Genomic DNA, 18,781 nt, shown 5'->3' with positions numbered 1-18,781 from the left:
GGCTTTCGCGTTCAAGACGGTATAGAGTGAAGCCATGCGTCCAGAGGCACTCAATCCGCTGTTTATCGAAGCCCGCGACCTTGATGGGGTCGGGCCGAAGATGATGAAGCCGTTAGAGAAGCTCGGCCTGACACGGGTGAAGGACCTCGCCTATCACCTACCGGAACGGTTTGTGACGCGGCGCGTGATCAATGATCTGGATGAAGGCAGCGAAGGCGAGCAGGTTATTATCGGCCTGACCCCGACCGAGCACCGCGCCAGCCGCAATCCGGGGCGCGGGCCATACAACGTTGTGGCAGCGGACGATGCGGGCAATATCTGTTCGCTGACCTATTTCGGGCGCGCATCCTATACGGCGAAGAAACAGCTTCCGGTGGGGGAGAAACGCTGGGTGGCGGGTCGGCTCGACCGGTATGGCGACATGCTGCAAATCGTCCATCCCGATCATATCGAGAAGGACAGCGCGGCGCATCTCGCACGGCTTAACGAGCCGGTTTATCGCCTGTCCGAGGGGCTGACCCAGCCGCGTGTAGCCTCGCTCACCGCGCAATCGCTCGAGCGCCTTCCCGAACTGCCGGAATGGATCGAGCCGGGGCAGTTTGAAAGCTCCGGCTGGCCCGCATGGCGCGATGCCCTGCATCTGGCGCATAAGGATTTGAACGAGCGGGCGCGGGACAGGCTGGCCTATGACGAGCTGCTCGCCAACAGTCTCGCGCTCATTTTGGTGAAAGCCGAGGGACGGCGGCGTAAGGGACAGGCTCTGGCCGGTGATGGCAGCCTGCGCGCGAAGCTCGACCTGCCGTTTGAAATGACGGGAGCGCAGAAACGATCAATTGACGAGATCGAAGGCGATTTGCAGCAAGAGGCGCCGATGCTGCGCCTGCTGCAAGGCGATGTGGGCGCGGGTAAGACGGTGGTGGCGCTCGCGTCGATGCTGGTTGCGGTTGAGGCGGGCAAACAGGCCGCGATGCTTGCTCCAACCGAAATTCTTGCGCGCCAGCACTTTGAGACTTTGCGCAAGATGGCCGCGCCAACGGGCGTCGAGGTCGCGATCCTTACAGGGCGCGCGAAGGGCAAGGAGCGCGAGGGTATTCTGATGGGTCTGCTCGACGGTTCGATTGATATTCTAGTCGGCACGCATGCGATTTTTCAGGACACAGTCGGGTATAAAGACCTCGGCCTGGTGGTGATTGATGAGCAGCATCGCTTTGGCGTGCAGCAACGCCTCGCGCTCGCTGCCAAGGGCAAACGCGCGCCGCACACGCTGGCAATGACGGCTACCCCGATCCCTCGTTCCCTGACGCTTGCGCAATATGGCGAGATGGATGTGAGCCGCCTCGACGAATTGCCACCCGGAAGGCAGGCGATTGATACGCGGGTCATTCCGCAAGAGCGGCTGGACGATATGGTCGCGGGAGTGGAGCGGCATCTGGCAAGTGGTCAGCAGGCCTATTGGGTGTGCCCGATGGTGCGCGAAAGCGAGACGGATGACATTGCCGCTGCCGAGGCGCGCTATGCCTCGCTGAAAGAGCGGTTCGGCGATGATGTGGTGATGGTCCACGGACAGCTTACGCCCGATATCAAAGACGCGAATATGGAACGGTTTGCGAGCGGCGGTGCGAAATTGCTGGTGGCGACCACGGTGATTGAGGTGGGCGTGGATGTGCCGTCCTCTACCCTGATGGTGATCGAACAGGCGGAACGGTTCGGCCTTGCGCAGCTTCACCAATTGCGTGGACGGGTAGGGCGCGGATCGGAAAAATCGGTGTGCGTGCTGCTGCGCGGAAACGAGCTATCCGAAACCGGTCGCAAACGGCTGGCGCTGATGCGGGAAACACAGGACGGTTTCCGCATTGCCGAAGAAGATCTCGAACTGCGCGGCGGCGGCGAATTGCTGGGCACACGGCAATCGGGTGAGGCGGCTTTCCGGATCGCCAATCTTGAGCAGGTGCAGAAATATCTTCCCATTGCCCACGCCGATGCGCGGCTTTTGATTGAGCGCGACGGCGGGTTAACCAGCGAGCGCGGGGAAGCGGCGCGGCAATTGCTGTATCTGTTTGAGCGCGATTGGGGCGTTCAGCTGCTACGCGGCGGCTAAGGCTCCGCAAAGTAACGAAAAATCAGTACAATATGCATAGTTCCAGTCCGGACGGAGGGAATTATGTTTAAGGTGAAGTACTCGCGAGTTCGGCTCAGTGTGTATCTGGTGCTCGTTTCGCTGATGGCGGTTGGCGGGTTTTGGGTCTGGTCCAACTTCTATGGAAAAGGCGCGTTCATGGGGTTGTTGGTGGCCGTAATCATGGTCTGCTGTATTCCCTTCGCCCTTCGCTATATCTTTATCGACAACACGATCTTGGAAGTCCGTGGAAACGCGATCGAATTCCACGGCCTGTTCGGTACCACCCGGTTCAGCAGGGAAGACGTTTTGCGTTCTTCTGTCGAAACCACCACAACCAATGGCGTGGCCTCCACCCGTCATCTGTTCCTTGGTGACAGCAGCAACTTCCTGTTCGGCAAACGGGTTTCAGAGCAATTTCTGTCGTCCGAATTTCGTCCGATAGAAAAGCTTATTGTAACGCTCGCGGAAGGTGGGCCTGCTTCCAGTCGCCCCGGCGCGCGCCCTGCAAAACGGATGGAAGAGCCGCAGCCTGAAATGCCGCAGGTCCGCACTTTCGGACGTAAATCGGCCTAATTTGAAAGGCTATCCGCGTAGCTTGGCGGCCAAGGCATCCGCTGCTTCGCTGACCTCGGCCCAAGTGCGATCAAACCCGTCATCGCCGCCGTAATACGGATCGCCCACTTCTTCGCCTTCCTGTCCCGCGACGAGATCAAGCAGCAGCGAAATTTCAGCCATCGCGCCATCGGGAGCGCGCGCTTTGATATTGCGCAGGTTTTCCTGGTCCATTGCAAAGATATGCGTGAACTCGTGAAAGTCGTTCTCGCTCAATTGCCGTCCGCGATAGCTGGTGATGTCGATGCCGCGCGCCGCCGCAGTGCGGATGCTGCGCGGATCAGGCGGCTCGCCCACATGATAGCCTGCCGTGCCGACGCTATCGACATGCACGGCCAATCCCGCATCGTCCGCCGCAGCGCGAAACGCGGCCTCCGCGAGTGGAGAACGGCAGATATTGCCGAGGCAAACGAATAGCACTGATGCGGTGTGGCTCATTCAGGCAAGCTACTAGACCTCGCGCGCGGCGCGCAATAGGAAGCGTGCCAACAGGAGAATTTTCATGCGTCATTTCGTTGCAGCACTGGCCGCCACCACTTTGCTCTCTAGCCCGCTGATGGCTGGCCCGGTGGATGATTACGAGGAACTGCGCGAAGAGGTGTGGGAGGCGACCCTGGACAGCTCGCCGCAACTGGCCACCAGCATTGGTGACCGGCGCGGGGATGGCAAACTCGGCGATCTTTCGCTCGAAGCGTATGACCGCAACATTGCCGAAGCACGCGCATTTCTTGCCCGGTTAGAGGCGATTGATCCGATCCAGCTCCCCGTCGATCTGCAAGTCGACTATGCCATCCTGAAAAGCAGTTTTGACGATGCACTTGCGGGCGCCGAATTCGACCACAACCGCTATATCCTGTTCACCAATCGCGGCAGCTGGTTTTCCGGTTTTGCCTCGCTGCCATACCGCTCGCCATTCTTCACGCTTGCCGATTATCAAAGCTATGTCGGGCGTCTGCAGGCATTTGCCGAGCTGAATGCCGACGGTATCGCGCGCAGCCGCGAAGCGGTTGCCCGCGGCCTGACACAGCCATGCGAGCCGATGGAGGGTTTTGAAGACCGGTTCGATCAGGCCGATGTTTCGGACCACACGGAATCGCCGTTCTGGCGTCCGTTTGCAGGTGAGAAACCTACGGCGATCAGCGATGCGGATTGGGAGGCTCTAAAGGCTGATGCCGCAGCTGCGCTGACCGAGGAAGTGTTTCCGGCCTATGACGAGTTTCGGTCTTTCTACGTCGATGAATACGCGCCCAATTGTCGGAGTGGCACACCCGGTGTCCTCGAAACGCCGAATGGCGACGAATATTACGCCTACCGCGTGCGCAGTTTCACTACGACCGATATGACGCCAGACGAGGTCCACAATCTGGGCCTGTCAGAAGTTGCCCGGATCCGCTCAGAAATGGTCGAAGTCGCGACCGAAGCGGGTTTCGACACGCGCGAGGCGTTTATCGAGCATCTGCGCACCGATCCGCAATATTACATGACGGATGAGCAGGAATATCTGGAATACACGCAGGCGCTTGCGAAGAAGATCGACGGGTTCATGCCCAAGCTGTTTGGCCGCCTGCCGCGTCAGCCTTACACCGTGCTGCCGATCCCTGCAGCGAACGCGGCTGGCAACACCACCGCCTATTATGAGCCGGGTTCTCTGGAGACGGGGCAGGCAGGCATTTACCGCCTGAACCTGACCGAGCTGGACCAGCGTCCTTTGTGGGAATTGCCTGCGCTTGGCGTGCATGAGGCGGTGCCGGGGCACCACCATCAAATCGCGCTTCAGCAGGAGCTCGATATTCACCCGCTGCGCGCCAATGGAACGTTCTTCACCGCCTTTGTCGAAGGTTGGGGCCTGTATTCGGAACGCCTCGGGATCGAGATGGGTCTGTATGATACGCCCGCGAAACAGATGGGTCGTCTGTCGTATGAGATGTGGCGCGCGACGCGGCTTGTGGTCGACACTGGTCTCCATTCGAAGGGTTGGAGCAAGCAGCAGGCTGTCGATTATATGCTCGACAACACCGCGCTTTCACCGGCGAATATCGATGCCGAGGTTAACCGCTATATGACCTGGCCGGGTCAGGCACTCGCTTACAAAATCGGTGAGCTGAAAATCCGCGAACTGCGTGCCCGTGCGGAGGAAGAACTCGGCGCGGATTTCGATCTGCGCGCCTTCCACGACACGGTGCTGGAAAACGGTGCGGTGCCGCTTTCAGTGCTGGAAGAATACGTCAATACGTGGATCCATCATCAAAAGCATGGCGGCGTTGAGTCTGTCTCTGACTAAGCGGCCTTGGCGGGGAGGGGCTTGGTCGATGCCAGCACCTCCTCGGTCAAGCGGCGGATATTGACCTGCGCTTTCAAGCGTGCGCCGAGTAGTGCCGTACCGCTGACTTTGCGTTGGACGAACAGGGTTTCGACAGGCGGGAAGGCCCACGTTTCCTTGTCCTGAGCAATAGCCATGCCTTCATCGCGGAGCTGCGGGATAAAGGCGCGGTCACCGAAATCGAACGGCTTGTCTTCGCGCATTTCATTGATGACAATGTCGATCATGCGGTTCACCCGATCAGGGTATTTCTCCGCCACGATCGGCATCATGAAACCGGCCTCGATGGTGGCGTTCAGCACCTCTTCGCGGTTTCCGTTAAGCCCCGCGATCAGCATCTTGCGATAGCCGTTCGACACATCGGGATCGACATCGCGGCAAGCGCCGAAATCGAGCAGGATTATCTCGCCCGTTTCGCGCCGGTACCGGAAGTTCGCAAAGTTCGGATCGGTCTGCATTACGCCGAATTCAAAGAGTTCGCGCGCGACCAATCGCATCAGCTGCGCAACGGTTTCATCGCGGCGCTCATTGGTTTCGTTTTCAAGCTCTTCGATACTGCTGCCGTCTTCGAAACTCATCGCCAGAATGCGGTCTCGCGTCAGCTCAGCGTGAAGCGTCGGAACGACAAAGCCCGGGACATCTTCCAGCTTTTCCCGGTACATTTCCATCTGAGCGCCTTCGCGGCGATAATCGGCTTCCTCGTGCAGCTGCTTCTTCGCCTCGGCGAGCAGCGCGTCGACTTCCAGCTCTGGCGGGGCAAATCCGGCGACCTTCAGCAATGTCATCACATTGTCGACATCGCTGTCGATGCTTTCCGCAATGCCGGGATATTGCACCTTGATCGCCAATTCCTGACCATCACGGGTCAGCGCTTTGTGAACCTGCCCGATTGACGCAGCGGCAACGGGGCGGGGATTGAACCATTTAAACTGCTTGCGCCAGTCTGGACCCCATTCGGATTTGAGGACGGTGTCGAGCTGCCGGGCGGGCATAAAGTTGGCCTGATCGCGCAAAGTAGCCAGAATGTCTGCAAGTTGCTTGGGCAGGAAATCGCCCGAATCCATGCTGATCATCTGGCCCATTTTCATGGCCGCGCCGCGCAGATGCGATAGGCGATCGGTCATACGCTGGACATTGCTTGGTGTCAGAACAAGATCGCGGGCCGAAATGCCTTCGCCTTTGGCTAGCCGCCTTGCGCCTTCCGCCACCATGCCGCCGGCCACGCCGCTGGCAAGCCTGCCGAAACTGGCAAAGCGCGAGACGCGGCCCGAAGGCACGGAGCGTTCGCGGGATTTATCATTGGAGTTGTCGGCCACGGGGCAAAAGCTTTCTTTGAAGTTTGCCTATCAACGAGCGCGAGGGAAGGGCGTTCCGGGCTCAGCTAATACTAAGCCCGCCATCGACCGGGAGGCTTTGTCCAGTGATGTAATCACTGTGCGGTGAGGCCAGAAACACGGCCAGCCCCTCTAATCCGGCATGATCGCCGAAACGGCGCAGCGGAATGCGTTTTTCGATCCATTCGGCAAAGCGCGGGTCGGCCTTCGCAGTGATCTCTGTTTCGTAGAATCCGAACAGCAAGGCGTTTGCGGTAATCTGATGTCGCGCCAATTCGAACGCAGCGCCGCGCGTCAATGCTGTTACGGCAGCTTTTGACGCTGCGTAGTCGGTCGAGCGGTTCACGCCCATGATTGCCTGAGCGGAGGAGGTCACGATCAGTTTGCCGCCCGCATCGCCGTTCTTGGCGCGCTCAATCATGTGGCGGGTTACGTGCTTATAGGTGAGAGCGGGCCCGCGCGCGTTCACGGCCATGGTGTGGTCCCACCCTTCCTCTGTGATGTCAGGGATTGCCGTGCCCGCACCCGAAATTCCGGCATTGGCGAAACAGGCATCTACGCGGCCAAAGGCGTCCAGGGTCGTGCACATGGCATCTTCGATCTGCGTGTCTTCGGACACGTCGCAGGAAATGGCCTTTACCTCGCCATTTCCGATGGATTTCAGCTCCAGCAGCGCCTTTGCATTCTTCTCCTCATTGCGCGCCCAAATCGCGACATTCGCGCCCGCTTTGACAAGACCTCGCGCCATACCAAGGCCAAGCCCGCCATTGCCGCCTGTGATGACCGCGACGCGGCCTGATAGATCGAAGAGTTCCATGGCCCTTGGTGACGCAAAGCGCGCTGTCTCGCAAGCGCGCGGGAACCGAGTGGTGTGTCAGACGATTTGGCTCGCATGGACGGATCAACCTCACTTACACCCACTGCGCGCTGGCTCGGCTATGCGGGATTGCTTCCGCAAATTATCTGCGTGGCGCTGGCTGCGACGGGCCATGAATATGCCTACTCAGCGCTTGCAGGCGGGTTCGCCTACGCCGCCGCGATTTTCAGCTTTCTTGGCGGTGTCTGGTGGGGGCAATCCATCGCAAGCGGTAAAGCTGGAGCGGGAGCGTATCTGATCGCTGTCATGCCGAGCCTGATCGCGGTCGCGCTGTTTCTGCCGTGGAGTTTCGGGTGGTCATGGCCGGGACCTGCGCTGATGTATCTCGGCGCATTTATCCTCGCATCGCCATTGGTGGATCGCGCGCTGGGTTTTGCTGCGCCCGATTTCATGCGGCTGCGCATCCACCTGTCCGTCGGGTTGGGCGCGCTGACCATTGCGCTTGGCTTTGTGGCTGAGACGATAGTCTGAACGCGGCATGTGTTGAAAGGCGCATGCGGGCGGGGTGGCAAGCGTCTGTTTGCCTCCTATAGCTGACCCTATGGCAAGCGCAGCGACTCACGGCATTCATCCCGAACAGCAATATCTCGATCTGATGCGTCAGATTTGGGAAAGTGGCAGCCAGCGCGCCGACCGGACCGGTATCGGGACACGTTCGATTGCGGGCGCGATGTTGCGATATGATCTGGCGGATGGCGCGATGCCGCTGCTTACGACCAAGCGGGTGTATTGGAAAACCGCGACGCGCGAGATGCTGTGGTTCCTGACAGGCGAGACCAATATCCGCCCGCTGGTGCTGCAAGGCGTCAAAATCTGGAACGAATGGCCGCACGCACAATACGTCAAAGAAAGCGGCGAAGACGTCTCCCTTGAAGAATTCGTGCAGCGCATCGCCGATGACGAAGATTTTGCGACCCGTTGGGGCGATCTTGGTCCGGTCTATGGCAAGCAATGGGTCGATTGGCCGACCTATCGGTATCGCAAAGACGGGCTGTACGAGCGCGGCAAGGGCATCAATCAGGTCGCTGAGCTGATCGAAAGCCTCACGAACAATCCGGGTAGCCGCCGTCATATCATCGAGGGCTGGAACGTGGCCGAGCTTGACCGGATGGCGCTGCCACCGTGTCACAAGACCTATCAGTTCCACGTCGCGGGAGACCGGCTGAATTGTATGCTGTATCAGCGCAGCTGCGATGTGGCGCTGGGCCTGCCATTTAACCTGTGGTCGGCTGCTTTGCTGCAACGCATGGTCGCGCAACAAGTCGGGCTGGAGCCGGGCGAATTGGTTTGGATGGGCGGGGACGTTCACCTCTATCTCAACCACGAGCATTTGATCACCGAGCAACTGACTCGCGAGCCATCCGGCGCGCCGACTCTTGAAATCACCCGAAAGCCCGAAACAATTTTCGATTACAAAATTGAGGATTTCGTGGTGCATGATTACGCGCCGCAGGCCCCAATCAAGGCACCTGTTGCGGTGTGATCCGCGCCGCTTGACCGCGGTAAAAGCCTGACATACCCGACCTCTCAGATGCACGGGGGAACCTGCCTTCCTGCCGTGCCCACGAACGACTTGTGGGAGAGAACAGCCATGGCCGATCAGGCCGATACTACGCCGCAATCCGGAGACAACCGGCCCGCGCTCGCACTGCACGTGCCAGAGCCGCGCTCGCGCCCCGGTGATCCTGTCAACTTTGCCGATGTTGTTGTCGGCAAGGCAGGTGATCAGCCGCGTCCGGACGAAAGCACCAAGCCAGAAGAGATGAAGGATCTCGCCTATGATCTCGTCCGGGTGTTGGGCGATGATAGCAAGGCGCACGGCCCGTGGGATCCGAAACTCGATCCCGACACTCTGCGCACGATGCTGGGCCATATGGCCATGGTTCGCGCCTTTGATGAACGAATGTTCCGCGGTCAGCGTCAGGGCAAAACTTCGTTCTATATGAAGTGCACCGGCGAGGAAGCGACCAGCGTCGCTGCCTCCATGGCACTCGCAAGCGATGACATGGTGTTCCCGTCATACCGTCAGCAAGGCATCCTGATCGCGCGCGGCTATCCGCTGATCGAGATGATCAATCAGATCTATTCGAACAAGGGTGACAAGCTGCTCGGCCGTCAATTGCCGATCATGTATTCCAGCCGCGAGCACAGCTTTTTCAGCATCTCCGGCAACCTTGCCACGCAAACCCCGCAAGCGGTGGGCTGGGCGATGGCGAGCGCGATCAAAGGCGACAGCCGGATCGCTGCGACATGGGTGGGCGAGGGCTCCACTGCAGAAGGCGACTTCCACTCCGCCTGCACATTCGCGACCGTCTATAACGCACCGGTGATCCTCAATGTGATCAACAACCAATGGGCGATCTCCAGCTTCTCCGGCTTTGCGGGCGGGGAACGGACGACCTTTGCCGCGCGAGCGCTTGGATACGGCATTGCCGGTCTGCGCGTGGACGGTAACGATGCGCTGGCGTGTTTCGCCGCGCAGCAATGGGCCGCCAACCGCGCCCGTGCCAATCAGGGGCCAACCCTGATCGAATACTTCACCTACCGCGCAGAGGGGCACTCCACCTCGGACGATCCATCGGGTTACCGCAGCGCGCAAGAGCGCGAGGAATGGCCGCTGGGCGATCCGGTGATGCGCCTTAAAAACCACTTGATCGAAATCGGTGAGTGGGATGAGGAACGTCAGACCGCGATGGACCTCAAATGCGCGGAAGAAGTGAAAGCGACCACAAAAGAGGCCGAGAAGAACGGCATCCTTGGCCACGGCATGCATCACCCGTTCCACACGATGTTCGAAGACGTATTCGAAGAGCTGCCTTGGCATCTTAAAGAACAGGCTGAGCAGGCGACGCGCGAACGGATCACGAAATTCGGTTCGGAAAGGCCATACGAATGAGCACCGAAACCAAAACCGAAGCTCCAGTCGAACAGGCTGAAGACCGCCGCATTAATATGATCGAGGCGATCAACGAAGCGCTCGATATCATGCTGGAGCGTGACGATAATGTCGTCGTGATGGGCGAGGATGTCGGCTATTTCGGCGGCGTGTTCCGCTGCACCGCCGGGCTTCAGGAAAAGCACGGCAAAACCCGTGTGTTCGACACGCCGATCAACGAATGCGGCATTATCGGCGCGGCTGTGGGCATGGGCGCATATGGCCTGCGCCCAGTCCCCGAAATCCAGTTTGCCGATTACATCTATCCCGGCCTTGATCAGCTGATTTCCGAAGCGGCGCGTCTGCGTTATCGCTCGGCCACCGAATACATCGCCCCGCTCACGGTCCGATCGCCCTTTGGTGGCGGCATTTTTGGCGGGCAAACGCACTCGCAATCGCCCGAAAGCCTTTTCACCCATGTGGCCGGGTTGAAGACAGTAATCCCCGCGACGCCTTACGATGCAAAGGGTCTGTTGATCTCTTGTATCGAAGACAACGATCCGGTGATCTTCTTCGAGCCGAAGCGTATCTATAACGGTCCGTTCACCGGCTTTTATGACAAGCCTGTCGAGCCGTGGAAGAAGCACAAGGACAGCGCCGTTCCGGAGGGATATTACAAGATCCCGCTCGGCAAAGCACGCCATGTGACCGAAGGTGAGCAGCTGACGATCCTAGCCTATGGAACCATGGTTCATGTGGCCGAAGCTGTCGCGAAGGAGAAAGGCGTCGAGGCCGATATTTTGGACCTTCGCACGCTCGTGCCACTCGACATCGAAGCCATTGAGGCATCGGTGAAGAAAACAGGCCGCTGCCTGATCGTGCACGAAGCCACCCGCACAAGCGGCTTTGGTGCGGAGCTATCGGCGTTGGTGACGGAGCGGTGCTTCTATCACCTGGAAGCGCCTGTCGAGCGCGTCACAGGCTTTGATACCCCATATCCGCACAGCCTCGAATGGGCCTATTTCCCCGGCCCAGTTCGCATTGGCGAAGCAATCGATTCAATTCTTAAGGACTGACCCCATGGCTAAGTTCACTTTCAACATGCCCGACGTAGGCGAGGGCGTTGCCGAAGCGGAGATCGTCGAATGGATGGTCAAGGTCGGTGATACCGTGTCCGAAGACCAACATCTGGTCGATGTGATGACGGATAAAGCGACGATCGACATCGAAAGCCCGGTCGATGGCACGGTGATCGAGGTTGCTGGCGAAGTCGGCGATGTGATCGCTGTTGGTTCGATGTTGCTCGTTGTCGAAGTCGAAGGCGATGTCGCCGGCGCCGTTGAAGAGAAAGCGGCGGCTCCAGCTCCTGCTCCGGAGCCTGAGGTAGCCCCGGCGCCCGCACCAGCTCCAGCACCGGAGCCGGTGAAAGTGACAGAACCTGAGCCAATCTCAGGCGGCACAGAAGCCGAAGCAATTACCTCGGCCAAAGTCCTTGCCACCCCAGCTGTGCGCAAACGCGCCCGCGATCTTGGTATTGATCTGGCTCAAGTAAAGCCCGCCGAAGATGGCCGTGTGCGCCATGGCGATCTGGACCAGTTCCTGTCCTACAATTCCGGCGGCGGTTTCTCCGCAGCTGGCGCGACCCGCGAAGACGAGGCGATCAAGGTGATCGGCCTGCGCAAACGAATCGCGCAGAATATGAGCGCGGCGAAACGCAACATTCCGCACTTCACCTATGTCGAGGAATGCGACGTTACCGAGCTGGAGCGGATGCGCACGCAGCTCAATGCAGATCGCGGCGACAAGCCTAAACTCACTATGCTGCCGCTGCTGATTTCGGCGTTCTGCAAGCTGATCCCGGACTATCCGATGATCAATGCGCGGTTCGACGATGAGGCGAATGTCGTTACCCGCCACGGCTCCGTCCATATGGGTATGGCGACGCAGACAGATAACGGCCTGATGGTGCCGGTGATCAAAGACGCGCAAAGCCGCAATCTCTGGCAGTTGGCGCGCGAAATTGGCCGCCTTGCCAATGCCGCGCGCGATGGCTCGGCCAAGTCGGATGAGCTTTCCGGCTCGACGATCACAGTGACTTCGCTTGGCCCATTGGGCGGCGTTGCGACCACTCCGGTTATCAATCGCCCCGAAGTCGCGATTATCGGCCCGAACCGGATCATTGAGCGTCCAATGTTTGTCACCGGCGCGGACGGCGTGGAGCGAATCGAGAAGCGCAAACTGATGAATATCTCAATCAGCTGCGATCACCGCGTCGTCGATGGATATGACGCAGCGAGCTTTATTCAGGACGTGAAAAAGCTGATCGAAACGCCTGTTTTGCTGCTTGCGGATTGATTGGAGAAATAAAAGCGCATTTGATGGCTCAACAGCCGTTGACAGCTTTCAATACGGGGCTTAGAGGCCCTGCTTCCCAAGCGGTGCAAACCACAGTTTGAACGGTCAAGTTTAAGCGGGTGTAGCTCAGTTGGTTAGAGCGCCGGCCTGTCACGCCGGAGGTCGCGAGTTCAAGTCTCGTCACTCGCGCCACTTGGGATTTCTGAAAATCGGCAAATGCGCTTTCAGCAATCGTCTTCGGGCGAGCTCGTCTTGCGCAATGTCCAATCGACAGCATTGCTCAGCAGCTTGCGATTCTCGGGCACGTCGTACGCGGTGAAGCTATGGCCGATGGCTGAGTAGAAGAACCGTCCTTTTCCAGCGCAGCGCAGCCAAGCAATCGGATGACCTTCCACACCGCCGCCCATACGCAAGTCCGATACGTCTCCGTACACATCGTTGCGGGGTGAGTAGGTTGCTTCATCAATGCCCAGCAGCACACGCGCATCACCCAGCTTGGTAACGTCGTCAAAGCTGTACCATTCCTCCTCCTGCTCCCATTCAGACGGTAGGCCAGCCATAACAGGATGCGCCTCCGCAAGGTTCACCACCCGTGCCGTTTGGAACTGTGGGTCGGCGGGATGGCCGATGAATTCCGGCCCGATGAGATTGTTATCGTACCAAGGCCACCCTTCGTGAGAAGCGTCACCTGATCCGTGCACTGCAATAAAACCGCCCCCAGCCTCTATCCATGCTTGGAGCGCGCTTTCCTGTTCGTCGGAGAGCACATCGCCGGTGACATTGTTGAACACGACGAGAGAAAACCGCGACAATTGTTTTTCGTTGAACACCGCCCCGTTCACGGTGGTGAAGAGGCCCATCGAACGATCGCGAGCCATTTCGGCAAAGAAGCGGTCTGCGCCAGCTATACCTTCATCGTGTCGGAAACTGCGGGTTTTCGAAAATACCAAGATGGCTGGCTGCGCCATATATTCGAAAATAACAGGCGCAGTCGCGTCGTGGTTCGATGGCTCTGATTGAGGCGCGCTGGCGATCGATGTGGTGGACGCGAAACCACCAAGAGCAACGGCTCCAGAAAGCAAAACGGCGAGGGCAGTCTTTTTTATCATGCCGAGCAGCATAGGCACGGGCTACCGTCTGCCAAGTGCTTTAATCAGCGATCACTCTTCTGTCTGGGGTTCCTCGCTAGGAGCGCTCCATTTGCCGGTCTCCATCCAGATCAGGAAGCGTTTGAGCGGTAGCAGCCAGATCAGGCCCAGAATCAAATAGATCACTGCCTGAGCAAGGCCGGGCCAGCTGCCGATCAAATCGGGGGCATAGCGCGCAATGAGGATGCCGTAGACAATCAGGAACACAAACAATCCGATGATGCCGACCGGAATGCGCCAAGTGGGTGTTTCTCTCATCACTAAATTCCGTAAATGCGGGTGGGCGTGACAATCGCGTCGAGAGCAATGTCATGTGGCTCGGTGGGCAACGTGTCGCAAAGCTGCGCGTCCCATGCCAGCCCAACCGTCATCCGTCCGGGATGTTCCGACAGCCAGCGGTCATAATGCCCTCCGCCTTGGCCGAGCCTATCGCCATCTGCCGTAAAACCGACCAGTGGCACGAACAGCACGTCGGGAACCACCTCTGCCGCATTGCTATCCGGCTGAGCTATGTCGAATGGACCGGGGGTCAGATCGCTTTCGCCAAACGGATCAGTGTGCTCGCGGAACATCATTTGCGCATCAGGAGCGCTGAAGTGGGGCAGGGCGATGGTGTGACCGGCCTCATGAAAGAACTTTGCGTAACCTCCGGCAGGTGCTTCCTGTGCGTTGGCTGAGTAGAGGCCAACCACTGAACCGGCACCAATCTTGGCGAGAAGAGGTGCAGGGGGGCGATGGAATAGCAAAGCGCGGATTGCACCGGATTGCGCCGCGACATGCTCGCGGCGAGCTTTACGGAGCGATTTGCGGAGTTCGGTTTTGAAGAGCGTCATTGCGTAGACAAGTAGGCGTCGGCCTGAAGGGCCGCAAGGGCGACCGCCCGCCCGCAGCGAAGCGAGGAAAGCCAAGTGAGCGGATGCGAACGCCGGCGCTTGAGGCCAACAAACATGTAGCGGGACCACCATGGGTCGTTGCCAGAGAAATCCTCTGACGCGAAAACGTCAGGTGGGCGCCGTATGCCCAAGCCCCCAGGACGAACCCGTAAACTCAGGCAGGGACAGCTCCCGATGGATTGCTTATAGCCTCAGGGATGTTCAATCGGCTCGTGCCGGGCAGCCCCGCCACAGATGGACTTAGGACGACTAAGCCGTTCCTTCAAGCGCGCTGGCTGTTTCTTCAGCGCGCTTCGCCAGTGCTTCAAGCTTTTCGACAATGTCATCGCTGGCTGGCGGAGCACCAAACATATCATGCTGGTGACTGGCCGCTTCGCGCATTTCCGTGAGTTGAGCTTTCAACTCGGATACTTCCTCACGGGCTCGCGCCTCGGCTTTTGTTAGAGTTTCGATCTCTGCCTTCAACTCGGCTTTCTTGCCGCCCAGCTTGGCCTTTTCATGCTCGATCGACTCGGACGATTTCTTTGCGACCTTTCGCGCCTCGGCCAGTTCGTCGGCGAGAAACAATGCGGCGAACAGCATATTCTGCGCTTCTTGCGGGGAGCGGGCAGAGCCGAGCTGCGCATACTTCTCGTCGATAATCGCCGCCAATTTGCGGATGTGGTCTTCTTCGCCGTCGCCGCAGACAAACGGGTAGGACTTCGGACCGATCTTGATGGAGATTTCGCTCATGCTTCAAGATCCTCGATCAGAGTATCAAGTTCGCGCATTGTATCAGCGACTTCCTCGCGCAATTTCTCATGAGCGTTCACCAAAGCCATAACTTTGGCAGAGCCGCCACTATCGCCTGATGAAGTGTCGGATGATTGCGGGTTGGCTGCGCGCGCTTTCGCAATCCGCTCCATGGCGGCTTCGATGCGTTCCATCGCAGAGACAATTCTGGCCTCACTCATGTCCCTTAAATATCAAGAATGCTGTGCGTAGGCAAAGCTTTGAGGGGCCCTGTTGATAAGTGATCTGGAATGGCAGCAATCAAACGCAGCGATTAATGTGATTGGGGGCAACCTTGCGCTGCGTGCGCGCACCGCTTGACCTCACCATGGTGCTCGGCAATGGCATTCGAACGGATCGAATCGAGCGCGGCGCTGCACTGCCCGTTGCTCGGTAGGTTCGCGCGGCGAAAACACCAATCATCCCGCCGCGCCAGCAGGAGGCAACAGACCCGCATGACGATTGATACCTCGCGCTTGCAAAATATGGCCAACGCCATTCGAGCGCTTTCGATGGATGCTGTGCAAGCAGCAAATTCGGGCCACCCTGGAATGCCGATGGGTATGGCGGACGTGGCCACCATTCTGTTCCAGAACCATTTGAAGTTTGATCCGTCACGCCCCGATTGGGCGGACCGCGATCGTTTTGTCTTGTCCGCAGGGCACGGCTCAATGCTCATCTACAGCCTGCTGCATCTCAGCGGTTATGCGCGTCCGACGATGGATGATATTCGCAATTTCCGCCAGATCGGCAGCCCCTGTGCCGGGCACCCAGAGAATTTTCTGCTTGAAGGTGTCGAGTGCACAACTGGTCCCTTGGGTCAGGGGATTGCGATGGCGGTTGGCATGGCCATGGCGGAACGCAATCTGAATGCGACGTTTGGCGATGATGTGGTTGATCACCGCACATGGGTGATCGCGGGTGACGGTTGCCTTATGGAAGGTGTGAACCACGAAGCCATCGGGCTTGCAGGCCACCTCCATCTCGGACGTCTCAATGTCCTTTGGGATGACAATAACATCACCATTGATGGCCCAGCTGACCTGTCGACCAGCGAAGATATTAGATCACGCTACGAAGCGACCGGCTGGCATGTTGTCAGCTGTGATGGACACGATTTTGACGATATCGAACGTGCTATCAACGAAGCCAAAGCCGACAGTCGGCCGTCGCTGATCGCGTGCAAGACCGTTATCGGCAAGGGCGCCCCGACTAAGCAGGGCACCAGCGCTACTCACGGTGCGCCATTGGGCGATGCAGAAATCGCGGGCGCTCGTGAAGCATTGGGCTGGAGCGCGGCACCGTTTGAAGTGCCATCTGATATTCTGAACGATTGGCGTGCAACAGGCGAGAAGGGCAGCGATGCTCATGGGGCCTGGGAAGCGCGATTGATGGGATCACCTCACAAAGGCGAATTTGAACGGCGCATGTCAGGCGAATTGCCTGAAACCGATGTCCTTGAGCAGCATATTGCTGATTTGATCGCCGATCCTCAGGGCGTGGCAAGCCGTAAAGCAAGCGAAATGGCACTTGCGGTCATTAACCCTGCGATGCCCGAAACGATTGGCGGCAGCGCCGATTTGACCGGATCGAACAATACCAAAGCAGGCGGTATCGAAGGCTTCACCGCCGATAATTACGGCGGGCGCTATGTCTATTACGGCATCCGCGAATTTGGCATGGCCGCCGCGATGAACGGCATGGCGCTGCATGGCGGCGTGATACCTTATGGCGGCACGTTCTTGGTCTTCACCGACTATGCACGGGGCGCGATCCGACTTTCGGCTCTGCAAAAGGCCCGCGCTATCTATGTGATGACGCATGACAGCATCGGCCTTGGCGAAGACGGTCCAACACACCAGCCGGTGGAGCATCTGGCCTCGCTGCGTGCGATGCCGAACCTGCTCGTGATGCGTCCAGCCGATGCGGTTGAAACCGCAGAGTGTTGGCAGGTTGCGTTGCAACAGGCGGACCGCCCGACAATCCTTGCGCTTTCGCGCCAAGGATTGCCTCAAGTGCGTCTGACGGATGCTGGCGAAAACCTTTCTGCAAAGGGCGCCTACCGCCTGAAAGCTGCAGAGGCGACACGCAAGGTTGTGATCCTCGCCACCGGCGCGGAAATCGGTGTGGCGATGGAAAGTGCAAAAGCGCTTGAAGAAGCGGGCATCGGCACCGACGTTGTGTCTATGGTTTGCACCGAGCTATTTGACGAGCAGGATGACGCTTACCGCGCCGATCTGCTGCCTTCGGATGCGGTCATCGTCTCTATCGAGGCCGCCAGCACTTTCGGTTGGCAACGTTACACCGGTACGGACGGTCTGAATATCGGCATCGACAGCTTCGGCGCGTCGGCACCGGCGAAAGACCTGTTCGCCCATTTCGGTTTCACTGCGGAGGCGATTGTCCCGCAAATTCACAACAAATTGAACGACTAAGCAGGAGCTCCTCTCATGGCTACCAAAGTTGCAATTAATGGTTTTGGCCGCATTGGCCGTCTTGTCGCCCGCGCTATTCTTGAGCGGAGCGATCACGATCTCGAACTGGTTTCGATCAACGATCTCGCGGACACCAAATCGAACGCGCTGCTGTTCAAATACGATTCCACCCATGGCCGTTTCCCCGGCGAAGTGGACGTGAAAGACGGCGCGATTGTTGTTGGTGGCAAGTCGATTGCCGTCACGAGCGAGCGCGATCCGGGCAACCTTCCGCATGGCGAACAGGGTGTCGACATCGTTCTGGAATGCACCGGCTTTTTCCAAAGCGACGAAGCCTGCCGTCCGCACCTCGCAGCGGGTGCAAAGCGCGTGTTGATCTCGGCTCCGGCCAAGAATGTCAGCGCGACAATCGTTTACGGCGTGAACCACGATGTGCTGACCGGCGAAGACGTGATCGTCTCCAACGCAAGCTGCACCACCAATTGCCTCTCGCCAATCGCGAAGGTCCTGAACGATACGGTCGGCATTGAGCGCGGCTTTATGACCACGATCCATTCCTACACCAACGATCAGCGTATGCTGGATCAAATGCACGGTGATATGCGCCGTGCCCGCGGCGGTGCGCAGAACATGATCCCGACCACCACCGGTGCTGCCCGTGCGGTCGGCTTGGTTCTGCCGGAACTCGCTGGCAAGCTGGACGGATCGTCGGTTCGTGTGCCGACACCGAATGTCAGCCTCGTCGATCTCGTGTTCCAACCGGGCCGCGATACGACAGCAGAAGAGCTCAACGCGGCGCTTAAAGCAGCGTCGGATGGCGTAATGAAGGGTGTGCTCGATTACACCGATGAGCCTTTGGTCTCGTCTGACTTCAACCACCACCCGGCTAGCTCGACCGTCGACAGCCTCGAAACCAGCGTGATGGAAGGCAAACTTGCTCGCGTCGTTTCGTGGTATGACAACGAATGGGGCTTCTCCAACCGCATGATCGACACTGCCGGTGTTATGGCGAAGTTCCTCTAATCTATCTCTTCGAAAGGGC

18 protein-coding genes and 1 tRNA gene are annotated in these 18,781 nt (G+C 58.6%); 11 read left to right on the top strand and 8 right to left on the bottom strand.

Annotated elements, in window-relative coordinates; translation table 11 throughout:
- Nucleotides 1–34 precede the first annotated feature (34 nt).
- Both recG and MWU39_RS07785 read left to right on the top strand, forming a co-directional pair.
- Nucleotides 35–2,098, top strand: coding sequence for an ATP-dependent DNA helicase RecG (gene recG, locus MWU39_RS07790; protein WP_247159438.1), 2,064 nt, complete (start codon nt 35–37; stop codon nt 2,096–2,098).
- A 63-nt stretch (nt 2,099–2,161) separates the two neighbouring features.
- Nucleotides 2,162–2,692, top strand: a complete 531-nt coding sequence (locus tag MWU39_RS07785; RefSeq protein WP_247159437.1) for a hypothetical protein — start codon at nt 2,162–2,164, stop codon at nt 2,690–2,692.
- Between the two features lie 9 nt (nt 2,693–2,701).
- Here MWU39_RS07785 and MWU39_RS07780 read toward each other — a convergent pair whose 3' ends face one another.
- Nucleotides 2,702–3,169, bottom strand: a complete 468-nt coding sequence (locus MWU39_RS07780; RefSeq protein ID WP_247159436.1) for a low molecular weight protein-tyrosine-phosphatase — start codon at nt 3,167–3,169, stop codon at nt 2,702–2,704.
- A 64-nt stretch (nt 3,170–3,233) separates the two neighbouring features.
- Between MWU39_RS07780 and MWU39_RS07775 the strand changes: the two genes are divergently transcribed.
- A complete protein-coding gene (locus MWU39_RS07775; RefSeq protein ID WP_247159435.1) occupies nt 3,234–5,012 on the top strand; it encodes a DUF885 domain-containing protein in 1,779 nt (592 codons plus the stop codon).
- Here MWU39_RS07775 and MWU39_RS07770 read toward each other — a convergent pair.
- A complete protein-coding gene (locus MWU39_RS07770; protein ID WP_247159434.1) occupies nt 5,009–6,367 on the bottom strand; it encodes an AarF/ABC1/UbiB kinase family protein in 1,359 nt (452 codons plus the stop codon). The genes MWU39_RS07775 and MWU39_RS07770 overlap by 4 nt on opposite strands.
- Nucleotides 6,368–6,428: 61 nt before the next feature.
- Complete coding sequence (locus MWU39_RS07765; protein ID WP_247159433.1) at nt 6,429–7,202, bottom strand: SDR family oxidoreductase; 774 nt, start codon at nt 7,200–7,202, stop codon at nt 6,429–6,431.
- A gap of 75 nt (nt 7,203–7,277) precedes the next feature.
- On the opposite strand from MWU39_RS07765, the gene MWU39_RS07760 reads away from it, so the two are divergent.
- The 6 genes from MWU39_RS07760 to MWU39_RS07735 all read left to right on the top strand — a co-directional run bounded on the left by MWU39_RS07760 (nt 7,278) and on the right by MWU39_RS07735 (nt 12,684).
- On the top strand, nt 7,278–7,733 hold the full coding sequence (locus tag MWU39_RS07760; RefSeq protein WP_247159432.1) for a DUF3429 domain-containing protein: 456 nt from the start codon (nt 7,278–7,280) through the stop codon (nt 7,731–7,733).
- 70 nt (nt 7,734–7,803) lie between these two features.
- Nucleotides 7,804–8,745, top strand: coding sequence for a thymidylate synthase (gene thyA / locus MWU39_RS07755; protein ID WP_247159431.1), 942 nt, complete (start codon nt 7,804–7,806; stop codon nt 8,743–8,745).
- Nucleotides 8,746–8,853: 108 nt separating this feature from the next.
- Nucleotides 8,854–10,158, top strand: coding sequence for a thiamine pyrophosphate-dependent enzyme (locus MWU39_RS07750; protein WP_247159430.1), 1,305 nt, complete (start codon nt 8,854–8,856; stop codon nt 10,156–10,158).
- Nucleotides 10,155–11,213: an alpha-ketoacid dehydrogenase subunit beta gene (locus MWU39_RS07745; RefSeq protein WP_247159429.1), complete on the top strand. Its 1,059-nt coding sequence runs from the start codon at nt 10,155–10,157 to the stop codon at nt 11,211–11,213. The genes MWU39_RS07750 and MWU39_RS07745 overlap by 4 nt, the downstream gene beginning before the upstream one ends.
- Nucleotides 11,214–11,217: 4 nt before the next feature.
- Nucleotides 11,218–12,492, top strand: coding sequence for a dihydrolipoamide acetyltransferase family protein (locus MWU39_RS07740; RefSeq protein WP_247159428.1), 1,275 nt, complete (start codon nt 11,218–11,220; stop codon nt 12,490–12,492).
- Nucleotides 12,493–12,607: 115 nt separating this feature from the next.
- Nucleotides 12,608–12,684, top strand: a tRNA-Asp gene (locus MWU39_RS07735).
- Between the two features lie 32 nt (nt 12,685–12,716).
- Here the strand turns inward: MWU39_RS07735 and MWU39_RS07730 are convergent.
- The 5 genes from MWU39_RS07730 to MWU39_RS07710 form a co-directional block, all read right to left on the bottom strand.
- Nucleotides 12,717–13,601: a ThuA domain-containing protein gene (locus tag MWU39_RS07730; protein ID WP_247159427.1), complete on the bottom strand. Its 885-nt coding sequence runs from the start codon at nt 13,599–13,601 to the stop codon at nt 12,717–12,719.
- A 51-nt stretch (nt 13,602–13,652) separates the two neighbouring features.
- The gene (locus MWU39_RS07725) at nt 13,653–13,898 is read right to left on the bottom strand and encodes a DUF2842 domain-containing protein (protein ID WP_247159426.1); all 246 of its coding nucleotides are present in this window, start codon (nt 13,896–13,898) and stop codon (nt 13,653–13,655) included.
- A 2-nt stretch (nt 13,899–13,900) separates the two neighbouring features.
- The gene (locus MWU39_RS07720; protein WP_247159425.1) at nt 13,901–14,473 is read right to left on the bottom strand and encodes a 5-formyltetrahydrofolate cyclo-ligase; all 573 of its coding nucleotides are present in this window, start codon (nt 14,471–14,473) and stop codon (nt 13,901–13,903) included.
- A 309-nt stretch (nt 14,474–14,782) separates the two neighbouring features.
- Complete coding sequence (locus MWU39_RS07715) at nt 14,783–15,265, bottom strand: cell division protein ZapA (protein WP_247159424.1); 483 nt, start codon at nt 15,263–15,265, stop codon at nt 14,783–14,785.
- Entirely contained in the window at nt 15,262–15,486 is a 225-nt protein-coding gene (locus MWU39_RS07710) for a hypothetical protein (protein WP_247159423.1), read from the bottom strand. The genes MWU39_RS07715 and MWU39_RS07710 overlap by 4 nt, the downstream gene beginning before the upstream one ends.
- A gap of 273 nt (nt 15,487–15,759) precedes the next feature.
- Here MWU39_RS07710 and tkt point away from each other — a divergent pair, with 273 nt between their 5' ends.
- Nucleotides 15,760–17,739, top strand: a complete 1,980-nt coding sequence (gene tkt, locus MWU39_RS07705; protein WP_247159422.1) for a transketolase — start codon at nt 15,760–15,762, stop codon at nt 17,737–17,739.
- A gap of 15 nt (nt 17,740–17,754) precedes the next feature.
- On the top strand, nt 17,755–18,762 hold the full coding sequence (gene gap, locus MWU39_RS07700; protein WP_247159421.1) for a type I glyceraldehyde-3-phosphate dehydrogenase: 1,008 nt from the start codon (nt 17,755–17,757) through the stop codon (nt 18,760–18,762).
- Nucleotides 18,763–18,781: the final 19 nt, after the last annotated feature.

This window comes from Erythrobacter sp. F6033 (assembly GCF_023016005.1).
Taxonomy (GTDB): domain Bacteria; phylum Pseudomonadota; class Alphaproteobacteria; order Sphingomonadales; family Sphingomonadaceae; genus Erythrobacter.
Note: the sequence above shows the minus strand (reverse complement) of the source record. Positions and strands in the feature narration are given on the sequence as shown.